Source organism: Catellatospora coxensis, from assembly GCF_016862635.1.
GTDB lineage: Bacteria > Actinomycetota > Actinomycetes > Mycobacteriales > Micromonosporaceae > Catellatospora > Catellatospora coxensis.
This window is the reverse complement of record NZ_BONI01000118.1, coordinates 1-20,142: the sequence shown is the minus strand read 5'-3', so window position 1 is coordinate 20,142 and position 20,142 is coordinate 1. Positions and strand designations below refer to the sequence as shown.

Here is a 20,142-nt window from a genome sequence, read left to right as displayed (position 1 = left end):
GGGGGGGGGGGGGGGGGGGGGGGGGGGGGGGGGGGGTCAGCGGTTGCGGGGTTGTGGGCGGCGGGTTGGTTCGGCTGTGGTGGGGTCCTCGGGCCAGGGGTGGCGGGGGTAGCGGCCGCGTAGTTCGGCGCGGACCTGGGGGTAGCCGTTGCGCCAGAAGGAGACGAGGTCGCTGGTGACTGCGGCGGGGCGGCCGGCGGGGGACAGCAGGTGCAGGACGATGGGCACTCGGCCGTCGGCGAGCCGGGGGGTTCGGGTCCAGCCGAACGCCTCCTGGACCTTTACCGCCAGGACCGGGGCGGTCGCGTCGGTGTAGTCGATGCGGATCCGGGAGCCGCTGGGGACCTCCAGGCGTTCGGGGGCGAGCTGGTCGAGCTGGGCTGCCTGTGACCAGGGCAGTAGGGTGCGCAGGGCGGCGGTGACGTCGACGCGGTGCAGGTCGTCGCGGCGGCGGGCGGTGTGCAGCGCCCCGCCCAGCCACTGCCCGGCGTTCGCCAGCAGGGACGCGTCGTCGACCGCGGGCCACGGCTCGCCGAGTGCGTGCGCGAGGAACGCCATACGCTCGCGCAGTGCGGTCGCCTCGGGAGTCCAGCGCAGCAGCCGCAGGCCCTCCCGGCGCAGGCCCTCGGCGAGCGCCTGGGCCACGAGTTCGCGGTCGGGGCGGTCGAGCGGGCGTTCCGCCAGCACGATCGCGCCCAGCCGGGTCACCCGCCGGGCCACCACGTCCCCATCGGACCAGGCGATCTCCTCGCCGGTGACCAGCAGCGGGGCCGCGGCCTGCCGGGCGGTCGCCTCGTCGGTCGCGGCGGCCAGCCGGATCCGGGCCGAGCTGCTGCCCGGCTGCCGGTCCGCGGCGGCCACCGCCAGCCAGGACACCCCGGTCAGCGGCGAGCCCGGCGGCAGCTCAGCGGCGGTGCCCCCGGCCATCAGGTAGGTCCGGCTGCCCGCGCCCCGGACCCGCGCGACCCGCTCGGGGTAGGCCAGCCCGACGACCAGCGCACCGGCCAGGTCATCGGTCATCCGCCCCGCGTCCACCCGCTGAGACACGCCCGCCCGGCCCGATTCGGCAGCGCGGCTCAGGGCTTCGCCGGACCCGGCGGAATCGCTGCCGCGCAGGTTGCCGGTCAGGCGGCGGACCTCGGTGCGCCAGGCGGCGCTCGCGGCCGCGTCCATCCCGTCGCGTAGCCGTCGCCAGGCCGCGGTGAGGTCGTCGGTGCTGATCGGAGTGTCCGAGCCGAGCAGCGCGACGACCTCGGCGGCGCGGTGCGGGCCGAGTTCGGCGGTGGCGTCGAGCAGCGCGCGGGCCAGGCGCGGGTGCGCGCCGACACCCGCGATGGCCCGGCCGCGCGCGGTGACCCGGCCGTCGCCGTCGAGCGCGCCGAGCGCGGCCAGCGTCTCCCGGGCGACCGTCGCGGCGGCCGCGGGCGGCTGGTCGAGCAGGGCCAGGCCCGCGCCGTCCGCACTGGACCAGCAGGCCAGCTGCAGTACGAACGCGGTCAGGTCGGCCGAGGCGATCTCCGGGTCGGGGTGCTCGGGCAGCCGCTCGTGCTCGGCCTGCGACCAGCACCGGTAGACGACACCGGGTCCCTCGCGCCCGGCTCGCCCGGCCCGCTGGTGCGCCGAGGCCCGCGACGCGCGGACCGTGACCAGCGAGCCCAGCCCGCGACCCAGGTCGGTACGCGGCACCCGGGCCAGGCCCGCGTCGACGACGACGCGTACGCCGGGCACGGTCAGGCTGCTCTCGGCGACCGCGGTCGCCAGCACCACACGGCGGCGGGGTCCGGGCCGCAGCGCGGCGTCCTGGCTGCCCGCGGCCTGGCGGCCGTGCAGGGTGAGCAGGTCCACCTCGGCGCGCAGGCCCGCCAGCCGCCCGGCGACGCCCTCGATCTCACCCGCGCCGGGCAGGAACACCAGCAGGTCGCCGTCGGCCCCGCGCAGCGCTTCCCGGACCACGGCGGCGACGTGATCGAGCAGACGCGGGTCGACGCGCAGCCCGTAGGGCGCGTCCACCGGGCCGGCCGGCGGCCGCCACCGGACCTCGATCGGGTGGGGTGTGCCCGAGGCGGTCACCACGGGGGTGTCCGGGCCCAGCGCGGCGGCCAGCCGTTCGGCCTGCGCGGTCGCGGACGCGGCGACCAGCTTCAGGTCCGGGCGCAGCGCGGCGCGCACGTCGGTGGTGAAGGCCACCGCCAGATCGGAGTCGAGCTGGCGCTCGTGCACCTCGTCGAGCAGGATCGCGCCGACCCCGGCCAGTTCCGGGTCGTGCTGCAGCCGCTGCACCAGCAGGCCGGTGGTGACCACCTCGACCCTGGTCGCGGCGCTGGTGCGGCTGTCGCCGCGCACGCTGTACCCGACGGGCCCGCCCAGCGGCGTGCCGGTCAGTTCGGCCATCCGGCGCGCGGCGGCGCGGGCGGCGACCCGGCGCGGCTCGGCGACGATCACCCGGCCGGTGACCTCGCCCGCCAGCGCCAGCGGCGCGAGCGTGGTCTTGCCCGATCCCGGCGGCGCGACCAGCACCGCCGCGCCGTGCCCGGCCAGCGCCGCCAGTAGCGTGGGCAGCGCCTCCCGGACGGGCAGGTCGGTTTCGGCCGCGTCAGGTAACACCCGCCCAGTCTGCCGGACGGCCCCGCAGGGATTGCCCGGCGGTGTCGCAACCTGGCGCGGGCCCGGCCCGTGTTCCAGAGGTGACAGTGTCAGATTTCGAGGCGTTCTACCGCGGCACCGCCCCGCGGCTGATGCGCTTCGCGTACGGCCTCACGGGTGGCCTGGCCGAGGCGCAGGACTTCACCCAGGAGGCGTACGCCCGTGCCTGGCAGCGCTGGGCGTCCCTGCAGCGCTACGACAACCCCGAGGCGTGGCTGCGGCTGGTGGTGACCCGGCTGGCCACCGACTGGTGGCGGCGGCTGACCGTGCGGCGCTCGGCGGACCTGCCCGATCCCCCCAACGTGCCGCCCCCCGACGAGGAGCTGATGACCGTCGTCGCGGCCCTCAAGACCCTGCCCATCGACCAGCGCCGGGCGCTGGCGATGCACTACCTGCTCGACCAGCCCGTCGCGGAGATCGCCGTGGAGCTGTCGGTGCCGGTCAACACCGTCAAGTCCTGGCTCGCCCGCGGGCGGGCCGGGCTCGCCACCGCCCTGGGGGAGCGCAGCCATGTCAACTGAGCTGGAACGCTTCTACGCGAGGCTGGCCGACCGGGTGGACGCGGTGCCGCCCCCGGAGCTGTCCGCGGTGCGGGCGCGGGCCGCACAGCGCCGCCGCAGGTCGTTCGGCGGGCTGCTCGCCGCCGGGGCCGCCGTCGTCGCCGCGCTGCTCGGCGCGCAGGCCGTGCTGGCTCCCGCCGCGACGCCGGTGCGGCCGGTGCTGCCCGCGCTGCCCGCCGCGACGGAGTTCACGCCCTTCGACGGTTCCGTCGCGCCGGTCATCCGGTACGCGTCGCCGGCCCGGTTCGGCATGACCGCCACCCTGGGCGACCGCTCGTACGCGATGTGGATGGCCGAGGACGGCACCGAGTGGGTCGGCGGGGTGGACCTGGCCACCGCCAAGCCGCTGTGGCCCGCGCTGTCGCTGGGCAAGTTCGGCGACACGAACGGCTTCGAGGTGTCCGCCGGGGCGATCCTGCTGCTCACCGAGCAGGGCTTCGACAACCCGCTGATCAAGGACGGCAGCGACACGATCATCGCGGTCGACCCGGCCACCGGGAAGATCATGTGGACGCTGCCGTACTCCTTCAACGACACCGACCGGGTCCTGTACGACGACACGCTCGTGATCACCTGGGTCCAGCGCGGCGTCACCGAGGCGCTCGACCTGCGTACCGGCAAGGCGCGGTGGACGGTCAGCGACCGGGTCGCCCAGTCGGGCACCAACGCGGTGCGCACCCTGGCCGAGTCTTACGTCGTCGGCGGCCTCATCGGGCGGGCGCCCTCGGACCGGCGCGTGGTCCTGCACCTGGCCGACGGGCGGGTGCAGGTGCGCGACGTGGTCAGCGGCAAGGTCGAGCGGGAACTCGCCGCGCCGGTGCTGTCGCCCGGCCCGGACCTGCTGCGCCAGGAGACGGTGGTCGACGGGACGCTGTACCAGTTCGCCGGGGCCAAGGTCGGGGCGTTGCGGCTCGACGGGTCCGCCGCCGCGAGCGAGGCCACCCTCCAGGCGACACTGGCCGGGTCCTGGCCGTCGCCGTGCGCCGCGGGCGGCGTGTTCTGCGCCGTCACCAACGACACCGGCGAGAGCGCCCAGCTGACGGCCGTCGACGCGCATTCGGGCGCGACGGTCTGGCAGCGCGACCTCAAGGGCATGGTGCGCGGTGTGCTGCCGTCGGCGGTGGGGCTGCTCGCCGTGGGCGAGCCGTCGGCGGTGCTCGCGGTCGACGGAACCCCGCTGGCCGCGCTGGACGGCCAGGCGATGTGGATAGAGTCGGGCAACCTCCTGGTCATCGGCCAGGCGGGTGTGTCCGGCCACCAGCTCGCCACCGGTGAGAACGTCGCCCTCGGGCGGCCTGCCGTCACCGGCTACTGCTCGGCGAACGCGACCATGCTGACCTGCCCGACCAAGGACGGCATCGGCGTCTACCGGTACGCCCGCTGAGACGGCGCGGCGCCCCCGTCCGGACCGGACGGGGGCGCCGCATCGGACGTGCTCAGGGGCGGATGAAGGCGATCATCGGCGTCGTCGCCGCGACCTGCAGCAGCGACGCCGCGGTGACCACGGCGAACGGCCACACCCGGGGCGAGCGGGCGCACACCCAGGCCACCGGGATCATCAGGAACACCGCCAGGAAGATCCAGAGCCGGGTGGTCTCGCCGCGGTTGACGCCGACCAGGTCGAGGAACGCCAGCACGGCCAGCCCGGACAGGGTCAGCGCGGCGATCGGCCGGGCCACCCCGCGGCGCACCGCGTCCCAGGCGGCGTACCCGACCAGCACGGTCGCCGCGATCCCGGCGCAGAGCGCGAAGTCGCCGAGGTTGCGCACCACCCAGACGTCGTACGGCCGCAGCGCGCGGTCGTTGAAGTCGTGCGCGTCGGCCAGGACCCAGGCCAGGTTGACGAACAGGTCGTACCCGAACACCAGCCGCATGCCCAGGTACGCGGCGGCGAACGCGGCCAGCGTCAGCGACACCAGCTTGAGCAGCCCGAACCGGTCCAGCCGCCGCCGGTACAGCGCCAGCGCGGCCAGCGCCGCGAAGGTCAGCCCCATCACCAGCGGCAGCGGCTCGAAGAAGAACACCAGGTAGAGCGACGCGCCCAGGCCGGCCGCCCAGCCCCAGCGCGCGTGCCGCAGGTACCGCGTGAACAGCCACAGCGACAGCAGGATGGGCACCGGCGAGACCGCGTTGAGGATCGGCAGGAAGTACAGCCGGCCCGGCACCAGCAGGCACAGGATCAGCGCGAACAGCGCCACCCGGCGGTCGTCGAGCACCTCGCGCACCAGCAGGTACACCAGCAGCGCGGCCAGGCTGGACACCGCGGTGATCGCGACGCCGAGTGCGGCCGGGTTCGTGGTGAGCGTGCCGAGCAGGTGGTAGAAGAGCGTCTTGCCGGGCATGTTCGAGCGGGCGTGCTGCGGCAGCTCGTGGATGATGTCCTGGAAGCGGGTCAGGTAGTCCCACGCGGTGAAGCGCAGCGACGGCGTGTAGAACGAGTTCGCCCGGTCGCTGGCGACGACCGCGCCCAGCGACACCTCGTCGGCCGCGCGCACGACCAGCTGCAGCGGCACGGCCGCGGCCAGCCACATGCCCACGACGAGCCGCTCCCGGCGCGGCCCGAGGCGGTGGGTCAGCCACAGCAGCGCCAGCACCGCGGCCAGGCCGCCCGCGAACGGCAGCAGCATCTCCCAGGAGAACCAGCCGACGTACCGGTAGCGCCACGCGCCCGCCCGCGAACCCGCGGGCAGCATCCGCACGGCGGCCAGCACCGCGGCCGCGACGGTGAGCCCCGCCCCGGCGAGCACGGCGACCACGACCGGGCGCGGCGTACGCCCCGCGACGGGCACCGGCCCGGGTTCGGGCAGCGCCGGGCCGATCCGTTCGGCGGTGAGCAGCGAGCCGTCGTGCACGATCGATCCCCTTCGGCGGCGGTCAGGTGTCCCGGCCCGGCGCGCGCAGGGGTCGACGGCCCGGGTCAATCATCAAGAACGCGCCTCCCACGAGCGGGATACGGCGGTGTACGCCCCACGGTCAGTGCGTGCGGCCCGGCGGTCCCGCCGCCCGGTGCGCGCGGCGATCGCGGGTTAGGGTGTTCGGCGGAGACGGCGAGCGGCCCCGGAGGCACGGATGAGCGCGGTACGCGAGGCATACCTGCAGGCCGCCGCGTCGGCAACAGCCCTGCTGGGCGACCCCGCCGTCGAGGCGGCCTGGGCGAAGCCGAGCGCGCTGGAGGCCTTCACGGTCGCCGGCCTGGCCGGGCACCTCGCCGCGCAGGTGGTGAACCTGCCGCGGGTGCTGGGCGCGCCCGCCCCGGACGGGCCGCCGGTCGCCCTCGCCGACCACTACAGCCGGGTCACGTGGATCGGCGCCGACATCGACGCCGAGACCAACGTGCGGGTCCGCCAGGGCGGCGAGGCGCTCGCCGCGGCCGGTCCGCGGGAGCTGGTCGAGCAGACCGGGCGCGCCGTGTCCGAGCTGCGTACGCTGCTCGCCGAGGAGCACGTCGACCGCCTGGTCAGCCCGCCCGCCGGGCCGTGGGCGATGCGGCTGGACGACTTCCTGGTCACCCGGCTGATGGAGATCACCGTGCACTCCGACGACCTGGCGTACAGCGTCGGTGTGCCCACCCCCGACCAGCCACGTGACGTGCTCGACCCGGTGCTCGCGCTGCTGAGCGAGCTCGCGGTGCGCCGCCACGGGCAGGCCGCGGTGCTCCGCGCGCTGACCCGCGCCGAGCGCGCCCCGGCGACCATCACCGCGTTCTGACCAGGAGACTTCCCGATGCGGCTGGAGATCGACACCGACAGCGCCGTGCCGCCGTACGAGCAGGTGCGGGCGGGCATCGCCACGCGGATCGCCGAGGGCACGCTGGCCCCGGGCGCGCACCTGCCGACGATCCGGCAGCTCGCCGCGGACATCGGCCTGGCTGTGAACACGGTGGCCCGCGCCTACCGTGAGCTGGAGGCGGCGGGCCTGGTGGTGAGCCGGGTCCGGCACGGCACCACGGTCGCCGAGCGCCGCCCCGACCTGCCGCCCGCCGAGGCGATGGCCCGGCTCGACGAGGCCGCGCGGGCCTACCGGGCCGCGGCCCGCGCGCTCGGGGTCAGCCTCGACGGCGCGATCCAGGCGCTGCGCCGGGCGGACACCTAGCAGCACGCCGCCCTGTCCGACCCGCCGGGCACACTGTGCGGCATGGAACTTGAGTCCTTCGAGCTGGTCATGCTGCGCCGCCCGGCGAACCCGGCCGAGTACGACGAGGCGGAGTCCGCCCGCATCCAGGCGGAGCACCTGGCGTACCTGGCGGGGCTGCGGGCGTCGGGTCACGTCGTCACCAACGGCCCGGTGATCGAGCCCGCCGACGAGTCGCTGCGCGGCCTGGTCTTCTTCCGGACCGGTTCGCCGGCCGAGGCCCGCCGCCTGGCCGAGCAGGATCCGGCCGTACGCGCCGGCCGCCTCGTCGTCGACGTGATGACCTGGTGGTGCCCACCCGGCACGATGGCCGCCCCGGGCCGGCTGATCACCGTCTGAGGGGCGTCGGTTTTCGCCGGTCAGGCACTGGGCGGTCATATGCTGGCAGGGTGGCCGACGGGGGAGCGGACGCGCGTTACCTGGCGATCGCCGATCATGGGCTGATCGGCGACATGCGCAGCGTGGCGCTGGTCGGCATGAACGGCACCATCGACTGGTACTGCTGCCCGCGGTTCGACTCGCCGAGCGTCTTCGGGGCGCTGCTGGACGCCGACCGCGGCGGGCGGTTCGAGCTGGCGGCGGCCGTCCCGGCGCAGACCAAGCAGTTCTACTTCCCGGACACCAACGTTCTGATCACCCGCTTCTACGCCGACGAAGGCGTGGGCGAGATCCAGGACTTCATGCCGATCGTCGGCGACCCCACGGAGGCGGACCGGCACCGCCTGATCCGGCGGGTGATCTGCGTACGCGGCAAGCTGCCCTTCACCGCGCTGGTCGCGCCCCGCTTCGACTACGGCCGCCAGGCGCACACGCTGCGTCTGGACGGCGACCGGGTGCTGTTCAGCTGCCAGGTGCTGTCGCTGGCCCTGACCAGCAGCGTCGAGGTCGCCATCGAGGGCGGGGACGCCCGGGCGGAGTTCACCCTCGGCGAGGGCGAGACGGCCGTGTTCGCGCTGGACCGGGTCTCCGACCGGGTGCGGCCCCGGTCGTGCCCGCTGGCCGAGGCGGAGGAGCAGTTCACCGAGACGGTGCGCTACTGGCGGGCCTGGATCGCGAAGTCGCGCTACCGGGGGCGCTGGCGGGAGATGGTGAACCGCTCGGTGCTCACCCTGAAGCTGCTGACATACGCGCCGACGGGGGCGATCGTCGCGGCCGCCACGACGAGCCTGCCCGAGCAGATCGGCGGGGAGCGCAACTGGGACTACCGGTACGTGTGGATCCGCGACGCCGCGTTCTGCCTGTACGGGATGCTGCGGCTCGGCTTCCACGAGGAGGCTGCGGCGTTCATGGACTTCCTGGACCGCCACGTCGCGCTGCGCGGCGACGGCCCCGACGGCCCGCTGCAGATCATGTACGGCATCGACGGCCGCACCGAGCTGCCCGAGGAGGAACTGCCGCACCTTGAGGGATACCGCTGCTCAGGACCGGTGCGCATCGGCAACAACGCGGTGGGCCAGCTGCAGCTGGACATCTACGGGGCGCTGATCGACTCGATCTACCTGTACGACAAGTGGGCGCACCCGATCTCCAGCGACCGCTGGGAGGAGGTGACCGGGCTGGTCGACTGGGTGTGCGGCAACTGGGATCGGCCCGACGAGGGCATCTGGGAGACCCGCGGCGGCCGCCGGAACTTCCTGTACTCGCGGCTGATGTGCTGGGTGGCGATCGAGCGGGCGATCCGCATGGCCACGCACCGGGGCCTGCCCGCCGAGCTGCCCCGCTGGCGGCAGACCCGCGACGACATCTACCACCAGATCATGCGCAAGGGCTTCTCGACCGACCGGCAGGCGTTCGTGCAGCACGAGGACGCCGACGTGCTGGACGCGGCGCTGCTGATGATGCCGATGGCGAAGTTCGTCTCGCCGACCGATCCCAAGTGGCTGTCCACGCTGGACGCGCTGGCCGAGGACCTGGTCTCGGACTCGCTGGTCTACCGGTACGACCCGGCGGTCAGCCCCGACGGCCTGCGCGGCGTCGAGGGCACCTTCTCCATGTGCTCGTTCTGGTACGTCGAGGCCCTGTCCCGGGCCGGCCGCCTCGACGAGGCCCGCCTCGCCTTCGAGAAGATGCTCACCTACGCCAACCACGTCGGCCTGTTCGCCGAGCAGATCGGCAAGACCGGCGAGCAGCTCGGCAACTTCCCCCAGGCCTTCACCCACCTCTCCCTCATCTCCGCCGCCTTCAACCTCGACCGCGCCCTCGGCTGACCGCCCGGGATGTGGGCGGGGCGGTGTGGTGGGGGGCGCGGACCGGGCCGGGTTGTTAGGCTGGGCGGTGGGCCGTGACTGGCGCGCTGGGATGGGTCACCATCGGGGAGCGGCTCCGTCATCGTGACGCTGTGCCGTGCGCCTGGGCCTTCTTCCGTATCGTCCAGGAGGTCCGCATGTCTGACGCGTCCCTGTCCAGTGAGTCCCTGGCCTACCGCCATGCGCTGGACGCCATCCGTGCCGTCGAGCCGGCCGTCGCCGCCGCGATCGGCGCCGAGCTGCACGACCAGCGCGAGTCGCTCAAGCTGATCGCCAGTGAGAACTACGCCTCGCCCGCGACGCTGCTGGCCATGGGCAACTGGTTCAGCGACAAGTATGCCGAGGGCACCGTCGGCCGCCGCTTCTACGCCGGCTGCAAGAACGTCGACACGGTCGAGGCGCTGGCCGCCGAGCACGCCCGGGAGCTGTTCGGGGCGCAGCACGCGTACGTGCAGCCGCACTCGGGCATCGACGCCAACCTGGTCGCGTTCTGGGCCGTGCTCGCCCAGCGGGTGGAGAGCCCGGCGCTGGCCAAGGCGCAGGCCCGCCACGTCAACGACCTGACCGAGGCCGACTGGGCGGCGCTGCGCCGCGAGCTGGGCGACCAGCGCATGCTGGGCATGTCGCTGGACGCGGGCGGCCACCTCACGCACGGCTTCCGCCCGAACATCTCCGGCAAGATGTTCGAGCAGCGCAGCTACGGCACCGACCCGGCGACGGGCCTGGTCGACTACGACGCGCTGGCCAAGTCGGCGCGCGAGTTCCGGCCGCTGATCATCGTCGCGGGCTACTCGGCGTACCCGCGGCTGGTGAACTTCCGGATCATGCGGGAGATCGCCGACGAGGTCGGCGCGACCCTGATGGTCGACATGGCGCACTTCGCGGGCCTGGTCGCGGGCAAGGTGCTGACCGGCGACTTCGACCCGATCCCGCACGCGCAGATCGTCACCACCACCACGCACAAGTCGCTGCGCGGCCCGCGCGGCGGCATGGTGCTGTGCCAGTCCGAGCTGGCCGACCAGGTCGACCGGGGCTGCCCGATGGTGCTCGGCGGCCCGCTGCCGCACGTCATGGCGGCCAAGGCGGTCGCGCTGGCCGAGGCCCGGCGGCCGGAGTTCCGCGACTACGCCCAGCGCATCGTCGACAACGCCAACGCGCTGGCCGAGGGCTTGGCCCGGCGCGGCGCGAAGCTGGTCACCGGGGGCACCGACAACCACCTGGTGCTGCTGGACGTGTCGTCGTACGGCATCACCGGCCGGCAGGCCGAGTCGGCGCTGCTCGACTCGAACATCGTCACCAACCGCAACGCGGTGCCGCAGGACCCGAACGGCGCCTGGTACACCTCCGGCATCCGGCTGGGCACCCCCGCGCTGACCACGCGCGGCCTGGGCACGGCCGAGATGGACCAGATCGCCGACCTGATCCACACCGTGCTGGTGGGCACCACGCCGGGCACCACGAACGGCAAGCCGTCCCAGGCCGCGTATGTGCTGGCCGACGGCGTCGCGGACCGGGTCGCCGGGCAGACCACCGACCTGCTCAAGGGCTTCCCGCTCTACCCGACGATCGACCTGGGCTGAGCACCGGGAAAGGCGCGGGGGTGACCCCGCGCCTTTCCATGCCCGCTGCGGGGTGCGGTGATGCCCTACCGTCGGGTGACAGCGGTGGCGGCGGGGACTCCGGCGGCGGTGGGGGCGGTTCCTGACGGTGCGCGGTGCTGGCGCACGACGTCTACATTGGCCCGATGGAGTCAATGGTCCTTCTCTTCGTCGTGCTGGCGTTCATCGTCCTGGTCGTGGCCGGCATCGCCGTCGCGGTCGTCGCAGCGACGCGTGCCGGCGCGAACCGCGGTCCGGCACAGAAACGCCGCCCCGCCGGCTTCCACGGCCCCGTGCACACCTCGTCCGGTGACCCGGTGTGGACGGAGGAGCACACCTGGCAGCACAACGTCGGCAGCAGCGGCTCGTCGAGCGACTCGGGCAGCGGCTGGTCGAGCGGCGGCTCCGACTCCGGTGGCGGCGGCTGGTCCGGCGGCGGGTCCGACTCCGGCGGCAGCTCGTTCGGCGGTGGCGGCGGCGGCAGCGATTCGAGCAGCAGCAGCAGTTCCTAGGGGGGTACGCGGAAAGGCCCCGTCCCCGCCTCGCGGCGGGAACGGGGCCTTCGTCGTGCGAAGGGTCAGCGCTTGGCCGGGGCCGCGCCGACCTTGTCGACCGCGATCAGCGAGAACTTGTCGTTGACGTCCGCGCCGACGAAGGTGACGTCACCTGCCTTGTAGTACCGGCAGATGCCGACGTCGAGCACGACCGGCTTGGTGCCGTGCTCGCAGGCGACCGCCCGGTGCCCCGGGGCGACCTTCAGCGAGCTGATGTCGTCGTTGCCCGCCTCGCCGAGCTCGTCCCGCGACGCCTCGAAGATGCCCAGGCCCAGCGCGGACTCGCCGCCCTCGAAGGCCTGGTCGGAGTACACGGTGACGTTCGCGCCCTGGACCGGGGTGCCGGAGACCAGCAGCAGCGAGATGGCGTCGTCCAGGTCGGTGCCGGTCAGCGTGTGCTCGCCCGGCGGGAACGAGCGGCAGCGGCCCAGGGTGGCCAGTCCCGTCCCGGTGCTGCCGTCACCGGCGCAGGCCACGGCCCGGTAGCCGGGCTCCAGGCGCAGCGAGGTGATCGCGTCGTTGCCGACCTCGGCGAGTTCGCCCCGGGTGCCCTCGTACACCCCGGTCTCGAAGCTCTGGCTCTTGCCCTTGGCCTTGGCCTCGGAGAACACGGTCAGCGGCGGGCCGACGACGCCGATCAGCGAGATCTTGTCGTTGAGCGCGCCGACGGTGGCGTGGTCGCCGCTGCCGAGGATGCGGCAGACGCCGAGGTCGGCGCCCGCGGAGCGGTCCTTGTCGCAGGCGATCAGCCGGTATCCCGCGCCGACCTTCAGCGAGCTGATCGACGTGCTCTCGCCGCCGGACAGCTCGCCCGCGACCGACTCGTGCATGCCCGCGCCGAGCGGCTGCGCCGCGCCCTTGAGGCCGGTCTCGCCGTAGCCGAGCACGCCCTTGCCCTCGACCGGGCCGCCGAAGACCGCCAGTGACGAGATCTTGTCGTTGAAGTCGCCGAGCGCGCCGTGCTCGCCGGGCCCGAAGTAGCGGCAGCCGCCCAGGTCGGGCGCAGTCGCCGGGCCGTCGCAGGCGACGGCCCGGTAGCCGCCGGCCACCCGCAGGGAGCTGGTGGTGTTGTCCTTGACCTTGCCGAACGCGGCGGTGTCGAAGATCCCGGTGCCCAGGCCCTTCGAGTCGCCCTTGAAGCCGCTGTCGGAGTACAGCGTCACCGGTGAGCCGGTGTCCTTGCGCACGTAGCGCACGCGCAGCACCTTCGCGCCCGAGTCGGTGGCGTCGCCGCTCTTGGTGTACAGCGTGGTGAAGTAGAGCCCGTCGGGTCCCGGGGCGAGGCCGGCGACGCTGGTCTTGCCGCTGCCGGTGTACTCGATCAGGGTCTTCGGGTCCTTGACCGAACCGTCGTCGTTGAACTGGAACTCGACGATCTTCTTGCCCCGCCGCTGCGGGCCGCTGGCGTAGGTCGGGCCGCTCAGGGTGACGAAGCCGTTGCCGTACTTCTCCTGCGGGAAGCCGGCCGCGTGGTAGACGTTCTTCTCGGTGAACGCGATGTTGACCGGGCCCTGCGTCTCCTTCCAGTTGTAGAGGGCGTTCTTGGTCAGGCCGCTCGCGCCGCCGGTCCAGTGGTAGCGCCCCCCCTTGGTGATCCGGGCGAGCCGGTCGTTGACCGACGGGCCGTTCTCCACCGAGTAGTGCTGGCCGTCGGCCTGCCGCCAGGCGCCGCCGAACGGGTTGCGCAGGCCGTACGCGTAGATGTAGTCCTTGGCCTGGAACTTGCCGGTGCCCTTGTAGAACGGGTTGTCGCTCGGCGCGGTGCCGTCCAGGTTCATCCGCAGCACCTTGCCGCGGAACGAGTCCATGTCCTCGGCGGTGTCGGCGATGAAGCCGTCGCCCATGTGCACGTAGAGCTTGCCGTCCGGGCCGAGGCTCAGGTTCGAGATCTGGTGCGAGGTCGACTGCTCCTCGCCCGGCGCCTTGAAGATCGTGGTCTTGGTCGCGGCGGTCAGGCCGCCGTCCTCGCTGTGGAAGCGAACGATCTTGGGCAGCAGGTCGCCGTCGTCCTTGTACAGCATCGACACGAACAGGTCGCCGGTCTTCGGCTCGACCACGATGCCGGTCACGCCCATCTCGCCGGTGCCCGGGAACTGCGCGCTCGGATCGAAGTCGAGCAGGTCGTCGGCGTACGTGTGCTTCTTGAAGTCACCGGTGACCACGCGGATGCGGCCGTACAGCTCGGTGACGTAGAACAGCGGCTTGCTCGGGTCGCCCTGCCAGTCCGGCACCATCGCGATGTTCACCGGCAGCGCCAGGTCGCCGGTGACCTCCTCGACCACGAAGCCGGGCTGGTGGATCTTCCAGTCACCCGCGCCGGGCAGCGGCTTGCGCTCGATGTCGGTCTTGAACGGCCGGGTGGAGTACGGGCTCCACACGCCGTTCGCGTCGCGGTGCCGCACCCGCAGGGTGTAGGGCTTGTCCGCGATCAGGTCCTTGCGGCCGGTGAAGGAGTTCTCGAACACCCCGTCGCCGAGGTGCACGTGCACCCGGCCGGTGCCGCTGGCGCACGAGTCGAACCAGACCCGCTCGCCGGAGCCGGCGTTGCCGGCCCAGATCTCCCAGTCGGTGCACAGGTGGGTGTCGCCGGCGTCGTTGTTCTGCATCGCCCGCGTCTCCATGTGCACGTCGGCGGCGCTGAGCAGTCGGTTGTCCTTCTCGGGCTCGGTGATGACCGGGGCCGCGGGTCCCGCGGCGCGGGCGGCGACCGGGGCCGGGGCGGCCGCGGTGCCGAACATCAGGACGGCCGACAGCAGCGAAGTGCCGAGCGCGCCTGCTCTCCATCCGTTATTCATGCTGGATATGCCTCCTGAAATGTCAACAAATGCGACAAACCAGGTCAGGCTACCTATAGCGCAGAGTGGTATAAAGCGCACGCGCCGTGCGGGACGTCGATGGACATGCGATGGGACCAGCAGGGGTGCGTCCTGCTGGTCCCACTCAGATAGCGCCGGGCGTCGCCCGGATGTCACACGGCCGCCGTCAGCTGTCCTTCGTCTTCTTCGCCGACGGAGCCTGGGCCGAGGGAGCCTGAACCGAGGGAGCCGGAGCCGATGGAGCGGGATGGGCCTTGCTCGGCTTCGGCGAGGGGCCGTTGCCGGGATTGGCGCTCGGCCGGCCGGCGTTCGCTTCGATCAGCGCGGTGCAGTAGTCCGTCAGATCCTGCCCGGCCGCCGCGGCGACCAGCGGAGCGTACACCGGGCTGTCCGTCGCCTTCGGCTTGTCCTTCTCGGCCGTGGCCAGGAACGAGCGGCACAGGCCGTGCACGTTCGCCGGAGCGGACACCGAGCCCGAGGGCAGCGGCGTGGGCGAGCCGCTCGGCGCAGGCGAGGTGTGCTGCCCCGGGGTGCGGTCAGGCTGGGAGTCCGACGGCGACGCCGGTGACTGCGGGCCGATCGGGAACGGGTTGGGCAGCACGCCCGAGTGGGCCGCGAACGCGACCCCGCCGACCGTCAGCGTCGCCACGATCGCCGCGACCTTGAGTGCGACGGCCCGCCGCAGCGTGCGGCGGGTACGTGCCACCGGCTGCGGGTACGCTGCCCGGAACGCGGCCATGACCGCGGGCGCCCCGGCGAGTTCCTCGGGACGTCCGGGAGCGGCGGCACGGGCCAGCAGATCACCGACCGGTCCCTGGTCGGCGACCTGGCTGCGGGCACCGTCGAGCAGCCGCTCGCTCGTGCCGGGGTCAAGCCCGCTGGAAGTCGAAAACTCGCTCATGTCACCTCGTTGAGCGTCGGATCCGGGCCGGGCGTCACTGTTCCGCGACTGTGACGCTCGACACCCAGCACCTCGGCGAGCCGGCGCAGGCCCCGGTGCGCGGCCATGCGCACCGCGCCCGGCCGCTTGCCCAGCACGTCGGCGGCGGACTGCGCGTCCAGGCCCAGCACCGCCCGCAGCAGCACCGCCTCGGCCTGGTCGGCGGGCAGCGAGGCGATGAGCGAGAGCGCGCCGTCGGTCGTCATCAGCTGCTCGGCCGAGGCCGCGGTGTCGTCGGCGGCGGGCAGGTCCGCCATCGCCTCGACCGGGAAGGGCACCGACGGGCGGCGCTGATGATGGCGCAGGTGGTCCATGGCACGGTGCCGGCCCACGGTCGCCGCCCAGCGCCGGAAACCCGCCTCGTCGCCACGGAACGTATGCAGGTCGCGCACGATCTGCAGCCAGGTCTCGGAGGCGACGTCCTCGGCGTCCGAGCCGACGAGCATGCGCAGGTAACGCAGCAAGCCGGGTTGAACGGCCAGGTAGAGGCTGTTGAACGCCGCCTCGTCGCCGTGCCGGGCCGCCTCCACGGCCGCCGTCAGATCGGCGGCATGGGGTCGCAGCTCGGTCACCGGCAGCCCCCCTTCCCACGCGTCCCTGAGCGCTTGATTGTGCACGCATCCCTCCCGCATGTGCGAACCGCCTGCCCACCGTTCGGAGATACGCGTCACTCGGTGTGACGTTCGGCGGGCGGGCGGCGCTGTACCGGTGGCGCATGTCGTGCGCGGTGGCAGGCCTCCTCGGGAGGCGACGGGCTAGGTCAGGGCAGTAGGGGATGAGCAGAAGAAAAGGCGCGAACCGGCCGGTTTTCGTGGACCGTACGGGTCGCCGGCGGCGCATGTTCACCGTGCTGGCCGCGGGCGGCGGGGTGGCGCTCACCCTGATGCTGGCCATCGTGGTGGCGGGCTTCCTCGGGGTGGAGGGCGCGGGGCTGCCCGGCCTGCCCCAGCTGCTGCCCGACCGGCCGGCGGCCGAGGAGTCGGCCGAGCCGGCGCCGACCGCCGCCACGCCGGAGCCGCTGCCGCAGCCCGGTGCGGCACCCTCCCCGACGCCGACGAAGACCAGCGGCAAGCCCAGCACCGCGCCCACCGCCGCGCCGTCCACCCGCGGCAACCGGCCCACCGAGCGCCCGCACCCGACCCAGTCGAAGAAGAAGTGACGATGTCGCGACACGCGAGGCGCGGGGTGCCCAAGCGCCGCGAGCCGAAGGCGCACTGGCTGCTGCTGGCGCTGTCCCTGGCGCTCGCCCTGGCCGGGCTGTGCCTCAACGGGTACGTCGAGCACATCGGCGCGGAGGGCAGCGGCCCGCACCCGGTCGCCGACGAGCGCCCCGCCCCGGACGAGGTGGTCGACGGCGGCCCCGTGCAGCGCCTGGCGCCCGACGGCACCGTGACCACCCGCGCCATGCCGGCCAAGACGATCGCGCTGACCTTCGACGACGGCCCCGACCCGCGGTGGACCCCGGCGGTCCTCGACGTGCTGCGCCGCCACCAGGCCGCCGGCACCTTCTTCACCGTCGGCGCGCAGGTCAACCAGCACCCCGACATCGCCCGGCAGATCGTGGACAGCGGCAGCGAGGTCGCCGCGCACACATTCACCCACCTCGACCTGACCTCCGCGCCGGCCTGGCAGCGCACCGCCGAGACGACCCTGACCGGCAACGCCATCGCCGCCGCGACCGGCCTGCGCCCGACGCTGATGCGCCCGCCCTACTCGGCCACCCCGGACGCGGTGACCGTGCCCGCGTACGAGGCGATGCGGCAGGCCGCCGACGAGGGATACCTCACCGTGCTGACCGACCTCGACACCAAGGACTGGAGCCGGCCCGGCGTCGACGCCATCGTCGCCGCGGCCACGCCCGAAGGCGGCGCGGGCGCGATCGTGATGATGCACGACGCCGGCGGCGACCGCTCGCAGACCGTCGCCGCGCTGGAGATCCTCATCCCGAAGCTGCAGAAGCAGGGCTACCGCTTCACCACCGTGTCGCAGGCCATGGAGCTGCCGGCCACCCCCGCCGCCGCCACCGGGCAGCGGGTGCGCGGGCACGCCCTGCGCTTCGCGCAGCTCGGCGCGGGCTGGCTGGCCGGCGCGATGACCTGGCTCATGCTCGCCGCGGTCGTGCTGGCCGTGCTGCGGCTGATCGTGCAGGTGTGGTGCGCCCGCGTGCACGTGCGCCGGGTGCGCAAGCAGACCCGCAAGCGCAAGCTGTACGTCGGCGCGGTGTCGGTGATCGTGCCCGCCTACAACGAGTCGGCCAACATCGAGGCGACCGTGCGCTCACTGATCGGTGGCGACTACCCGAACGTCGAGGTCATCGTCGTCGACGACGGCTCCAGCGACGGCACCGCCGAGCTGGTGCGCCGGCTGCGGCTGCCGAACGTGTACGTCGTGGAGCAGGAGAACGCCGGTAAGCCGACCGCGCTGAACACCGGCGTCATGTTCGCCCGCGGCGACATCCTGGTGATGGTCGACGGCGACACGGTCTTCGAACCCGACGCGATCGGCGAGCTGGTCCAGCCGCTGGCCGACCCGAACGTCGGCGCGGTCTCCGGCAACACGAAGGTGGCCAACCGCGGCGGGCTGCTGGGCCGCTGGCAGCACCTGGAGTACGTGATCGGCTTCAACCTCGACCGCCGCATGTTCGACATCCTGCAGTGCATGCCGACCGTGCCCGGCGCGATCGGCGCGTTCCGCCGCGAGGCGGTCGTCGACGTCGGCGGCGTGTCCACGCAGACGCTGGCCGAGGACACCGACTTCACCATGGCGATCATCCGGGCCGGCTGGCGCGTCGTGTACGCGCCCGACGCGATCGCCTGGACCGAGGCCCCCGCCTCGCTGCGCCAGCTGTGGCGGCAGCGCTACCGCTGGTGCTACGGCACGATGCAGGCGATGTGGAAGCACCGCCGGGCGCTCACCGAGGGCGGGGCGTCCGGGCGGCTGGGCCGCCGCGGCCTGTCCTACCTGACGCTGTTCCAGGTGCTGCTGCCGCTGTCCGCGCCGATGGTCGACGTCTACGGCGTGTACGGCGCGATCTTCCTGCCGCCGACGCAGGTCGCGGCGGTGTGGCTGGGCTTCACGATGGTCCAGGTGCTGACCGCGGCGTACGCCCTGAAGCTCGACGGGGAACGCTACGGCCCGCTGTGGAGCCTGCCCCTGCAGCAGATCGTGTACCGGCAGCTGATGTACCTCGTGGTGATCCAGTCCACGGTCATGGCCCTGGTCGGCGACCGCCTGCGCTGGCACCGCATGGCCCGCACCGGTGCCGCCACCGCCCACGCCCGCAGCAACGCCTGACCTTCCATGGCCGACGGGCCCGCCTTGATCGTCCGACTTGCCTGGCACCTGTGCGTATCTTGAACCCGCATTCGCCCACCTGCCCGGCAAGTCGAACGATCATAGGGGAGTGACGTATCGGCATTCGTTGACGCCCTAACGGTGAACCTTGTTTCCGGTTTCTGTTCGGGCACCAACGACGGAGGTCCTCATGAGACGACTTGTGCTACTCCTCGCCGTGCTGATCGGGTTGGCCGGCCCGCTGCCGGCGGCGGCCGCGCCCCCGCCCGCGCCGACGGCCGCGGCGGTCACCCCGATCCAGGTGTACGGGGCCTGGCACTGCAGCAACGACGCCTGCCTGTGGGCGACGGTCCGGTCCGTGGCCGAGTTCGACAGCCAGAACCACTGGCTGGTCGACCGCGGCGACGGCCGCCCGTCGGTCAACCTGGTCGTGCTCAGCTTCGTGAACCCGCTGAAGCTGCTGAACCAGACCACCGACGCGGCCACGCTCAACGGTGTGCCGCGCGGCATGACACAGGAGATCGTCAACCACTTCACCTCGCGCGGCATCCGGGTGATGTTCTCCATCGGGGGCATCACGTACACCGATGACTGGGACGCCGCGCTCGCCGCGAACGGCACCCTGCTCGGCCAGCGGGCGGCCGCGGTGGCCACGCAGTTCGGGGTCGGCATCGAGATCGACTATGAGCAGAACACCGACCCGAACGTCGCCGCGCTGCAGAACTTCATCACCGCGTACCGGGCGGTGCACCCGTACGACGCGAGCGGAGCGAACCCGCGGGCGCGGCTGACCATCGACGTGGCCGCGGGCGACCGCTGGCTGATCGCCCTCAACCAGAAGGCGACCGCAGACTGGCTGCGCACCGACAACCCGGTGCTGGACTGGGCCAACGCGATGGTGCCCGCCCGGCAGCCGTCGGCTTCCACGGCGCAGGCCAACTGGCAGGAGCACGTCGACGGCAAGCCGCAGTACAACCCGCCGGTGCCGCCGCTGGCCCCGGCGAAGTTCACCGGCGGCCTCTACATCGCCGAGGGCAGCAAGGTCCGCGCGGAGTGCACCGACTACGCGAACTCGGTGCAGAAGGCCACGGCCCCGTACGTGCAGTCGGTCGCGCCCAACGGCGCGGGCGCCACGGCGGGCATGCTGGGCTTCATGTTCTGGGCCGCGGAGAAGCCGTCGACCCGGGGGATCGGCACCGCACCGCCGAACACCTGCGAGGGCGGCATGGGAGTCGGCGCGACCAGCCTGAACATCCCCGTGCCGATGCCGCCGCTGCGGCAGAGCTGACCGACACCGGGCCCCGGCACCCACCTGTCGCCGGGACCCGGAGAACTGCGGCGGGGTCCGGCGCACGCCGGA

16 protein-coding genes and 1 riboswitch are annotated in these 20,142 nt (G+C 73.2%); of the genes, 11 read left to right on the top strand and 5 right to left on the bottom strand.

Features of this window, described 5'->3' with window-relative positions:
* Positions 1–36: 36 nt before the first annotated feature.
* Positions 37–2,604 (bottom strand): ATP-dependent helicase HrpB, encoded by a 2,568-nt coding sequence (hrpB, locus tag Cco03nite_RS39230; RefSeq protein ID WP_203699113.1) that lies wholly within the window; start codon positions 2,602–2,604, stop codon positions 37–39.
* 86 nt (positions 2,605–2,690) lie between these two features.
* Between hrpB and Cco03nite_RS39225 the strand changes: the two genes are divergently transcribed.
* Positions 2,691–3,164 carry an RNA polymerase sigma factor gene (locus tag Cco03nite_RS39225; protein ID WP_373314437.1) on the top strand — a complete coding sequence of 158 codons (474 nt, stop codon included), beginning with the start codon at positions 2,691–2,693 and terminating at the stop codon, positions 3,162–3,164.
* On the top strand, positions 3,154–4,587 hold the full coding sequence (locus tag Cco03nite_RS39220) for an outer membrane protein assembly factor BamB family protein (protein WP_203699111.1): 1,434 nt from the start codon (positions 3,154–3,156) through the stop codon (positions 4,585–4,587). The genes Cco03nite_RS39225 and Cco03nite_RS39220 overlap by 11 nt, the downstream gene beginning before the upstream one ends.
* A gap of 52 nt (positions 4,588–4,639) precedes the next feature.
* On the opposite strand, the gene Cco03nite_RS39215 is transcribed toward Cco03nite_RS39220, so the two are convergent.
* Positions 4,640–6,055, bottom strand: a complete 1,416-nt coding sequence (locus Cco03nite_RS39215) for a hypothetical protein (RefSeq protein WP_203699110.1) — start codon at positions 6,053–6,055, stop codon at positions 4,640–4,642.
* A gap of 217 nt (positions 6,056–6,272) precedes the next feature.
* Here Cco03nite_RS39215 and Cco03nite_RS39210 point away from each other — a divergent pair, with 217 nt between their 5' ends.
* From Cco03nite_RS39210 to Cco03nite_RS39185, 6 genes are all read left to right on the top strand, one after another.
* Positions 6,273–6,911, top strand: a complete 639-nt coding sequence (locus Cco03nite_RS39210; RefSeq protein WP_203699109.1) for a maleylpyruvate isomerase N-terminal domain-containing protein — start codon at positions 6,273–6,275, stop codon at positions 6,909–6,911.
* A gap of 15 nt (positions 6,912–6,926) precedes the next feature.
* Positions 6,927–7,295, top strand: coding sequence for a GntR family transcriptional regulator (locus Cco03nite_RS39205; RefSeq protein WP_203699108.1), 369 nt, complete (start codon positions 6,927–6,929; stop codon positions 7,293–7,295).
* Positions 7,296–7,337: 42 nt separating this feature from the next.
* Positions 7,338–7,673, top strand: coding sequence for a YciI family protein (locus Cco03nite_RS39200; RefSeq protein ID WP_203699107.1), 336 nt, complete (start codon positions 7,338–7,340; stop codon positions 7,671–7,673).
* 50 nt (positions 7,674–7,723) lie between these two features.
* Positions 7,724–9,541 carry a glycoside hydrolase family 15 protein gene (locus Cco03nite_RS39195; protein WP_275412113.1) on the top strand — a complete coding sequence of 606 codons (1,818 nt, stop codon included), beginning with the start codon at positions 7,724–7,726 and terminating at the stop codon, positions 9,539–9,541.
* 64 nt (positions 9,542–9,605) lie between these two features.
* A riboswitch (ZMP/ZTP riboswitch) is annotated at positions 9,606–9,696 on the top strand.
* Positions 9,697–9,717: 21 nt separating this feature from the next.
* Complete coding sequence (locus tag Cco03nite_RS39190) at positions 9,718–11,160, top strand: glycine hydroxymethyltransferase (RefSeq protein WP_203699106.1); 1,443 nt, start codon at positions 9,718–9,720, stop codon at positions 11,158–11,160.
* A 164-nt stretch (positions 11,161–11,324) separates the two neighbouring features.
* Positions 11,325–11,690, top strand: a complete 366-nt coding sequence (locus Cco03nite_RS39185) for a hypothetical protein (RefSeq protein ID WP_203699105.1) — start codon at positions 11,325–11,327, stop codon at positions 11,688–11,690.
* 65 nt (positions 11,691–11,755) lie between these two features.
* Here Cco03nite_RS39185 and Cco03nite_RS39180 read toward each other — a convergent pair whose 3' ends face one another.
* From Cco03nite_RS39180 to Cco03nite_RS39170, 3 genes are all read right to left on the bottom strand, one after another.
* Positions 11,756–14,527 (bottom strand): PQQ-dependent sugar dehydrogenase, encoded by a 2,772-nt coding sequence (locus Cco03nite_RS39180; protein WP_203699104.1) that lies wholly within the window; start codon positions 14,525–14,527, stop codon positions 11,756–11,758.
* A 187-nt stretch (positions 14,528–14,714) separates the two neighbouring features.
* Positions 14,715–15,449, bottom strand: a complete 735-nt coding sequence (locus tag Cco03nite_RS39175; protein ID WP_203699103.1) for a hypothetical protein — start codon at positions 15,447–15,449, stop codon at positions 14,715–14,717.
* The gene (locus tag Cco03nite_RS39170) at positions 15,446–16,060 is read right to left on the bottom strand and encodes an RNA polymerase sigma factor (protein ID WP_239168026.1); all 615 of its coding nucleotides are present in this window, start codon (positions 16,058–16,060) and stop codon (positions 15,446–15,448) included. Before Cco03nite_RS39170 ends, Cco03nite_RS39175 begins: the two co-directional genes overlap by 4 nt.
* Positions 16,061–16,263: 203 nt before the next feature.
* Between Cco03nite_RS39170 and Cco03nite_RS39165 the strand changes: the two genes are divergently transcribed.
* The 3 genes from Cco03nite_RS39165 (at position 16,264) to Cco03nite_RS39155 (ending at position 20,070) form a co-directional block, all read left to right on the top strand.
* Positions 16,264–16,647: a hypothetical protein gene (locus Cco03nite_RS39165; RefSeq protein ID WP_203699101.1), complete on the top strand. Its 384-nt coding sequence runs from the start codon at positions 16,264–16,266 to the stop codon at positions 16,645–16,647.
* 2 nt (positions 16,648–16,649) lie between these two features.
* Positions 16,650–18,782 carry a bifunctional polysaccharide deacetylase/glycosyltransferase family 2 protein gene (locus Cco03nite_RS39160; RefSeq protein ID WP_203699100.1) on the top strand — a complete coding sequence of 711 codons (2,133 nt, stop codon included), beginning with the start codon at positions 16,650–16,652 and terminating at the stop codon, positions 18,780–18,782.
* A gap of 190 nt (positions 18,783–18,972) precedes the next feature.
* On the top strand, positions 18,973–20,070 hold the full coding sequence (locus Cco03nite_RS39155) for a glycoside hydrolase family 18 protein (protein ID WP_239168025.1): 1,098 nt from the start codon (positions 18,973–18,975) through the stop codon (positions 20,068–20,070).
* Positions 20,071–20,142: the final 72 nt, after the last annotated feature.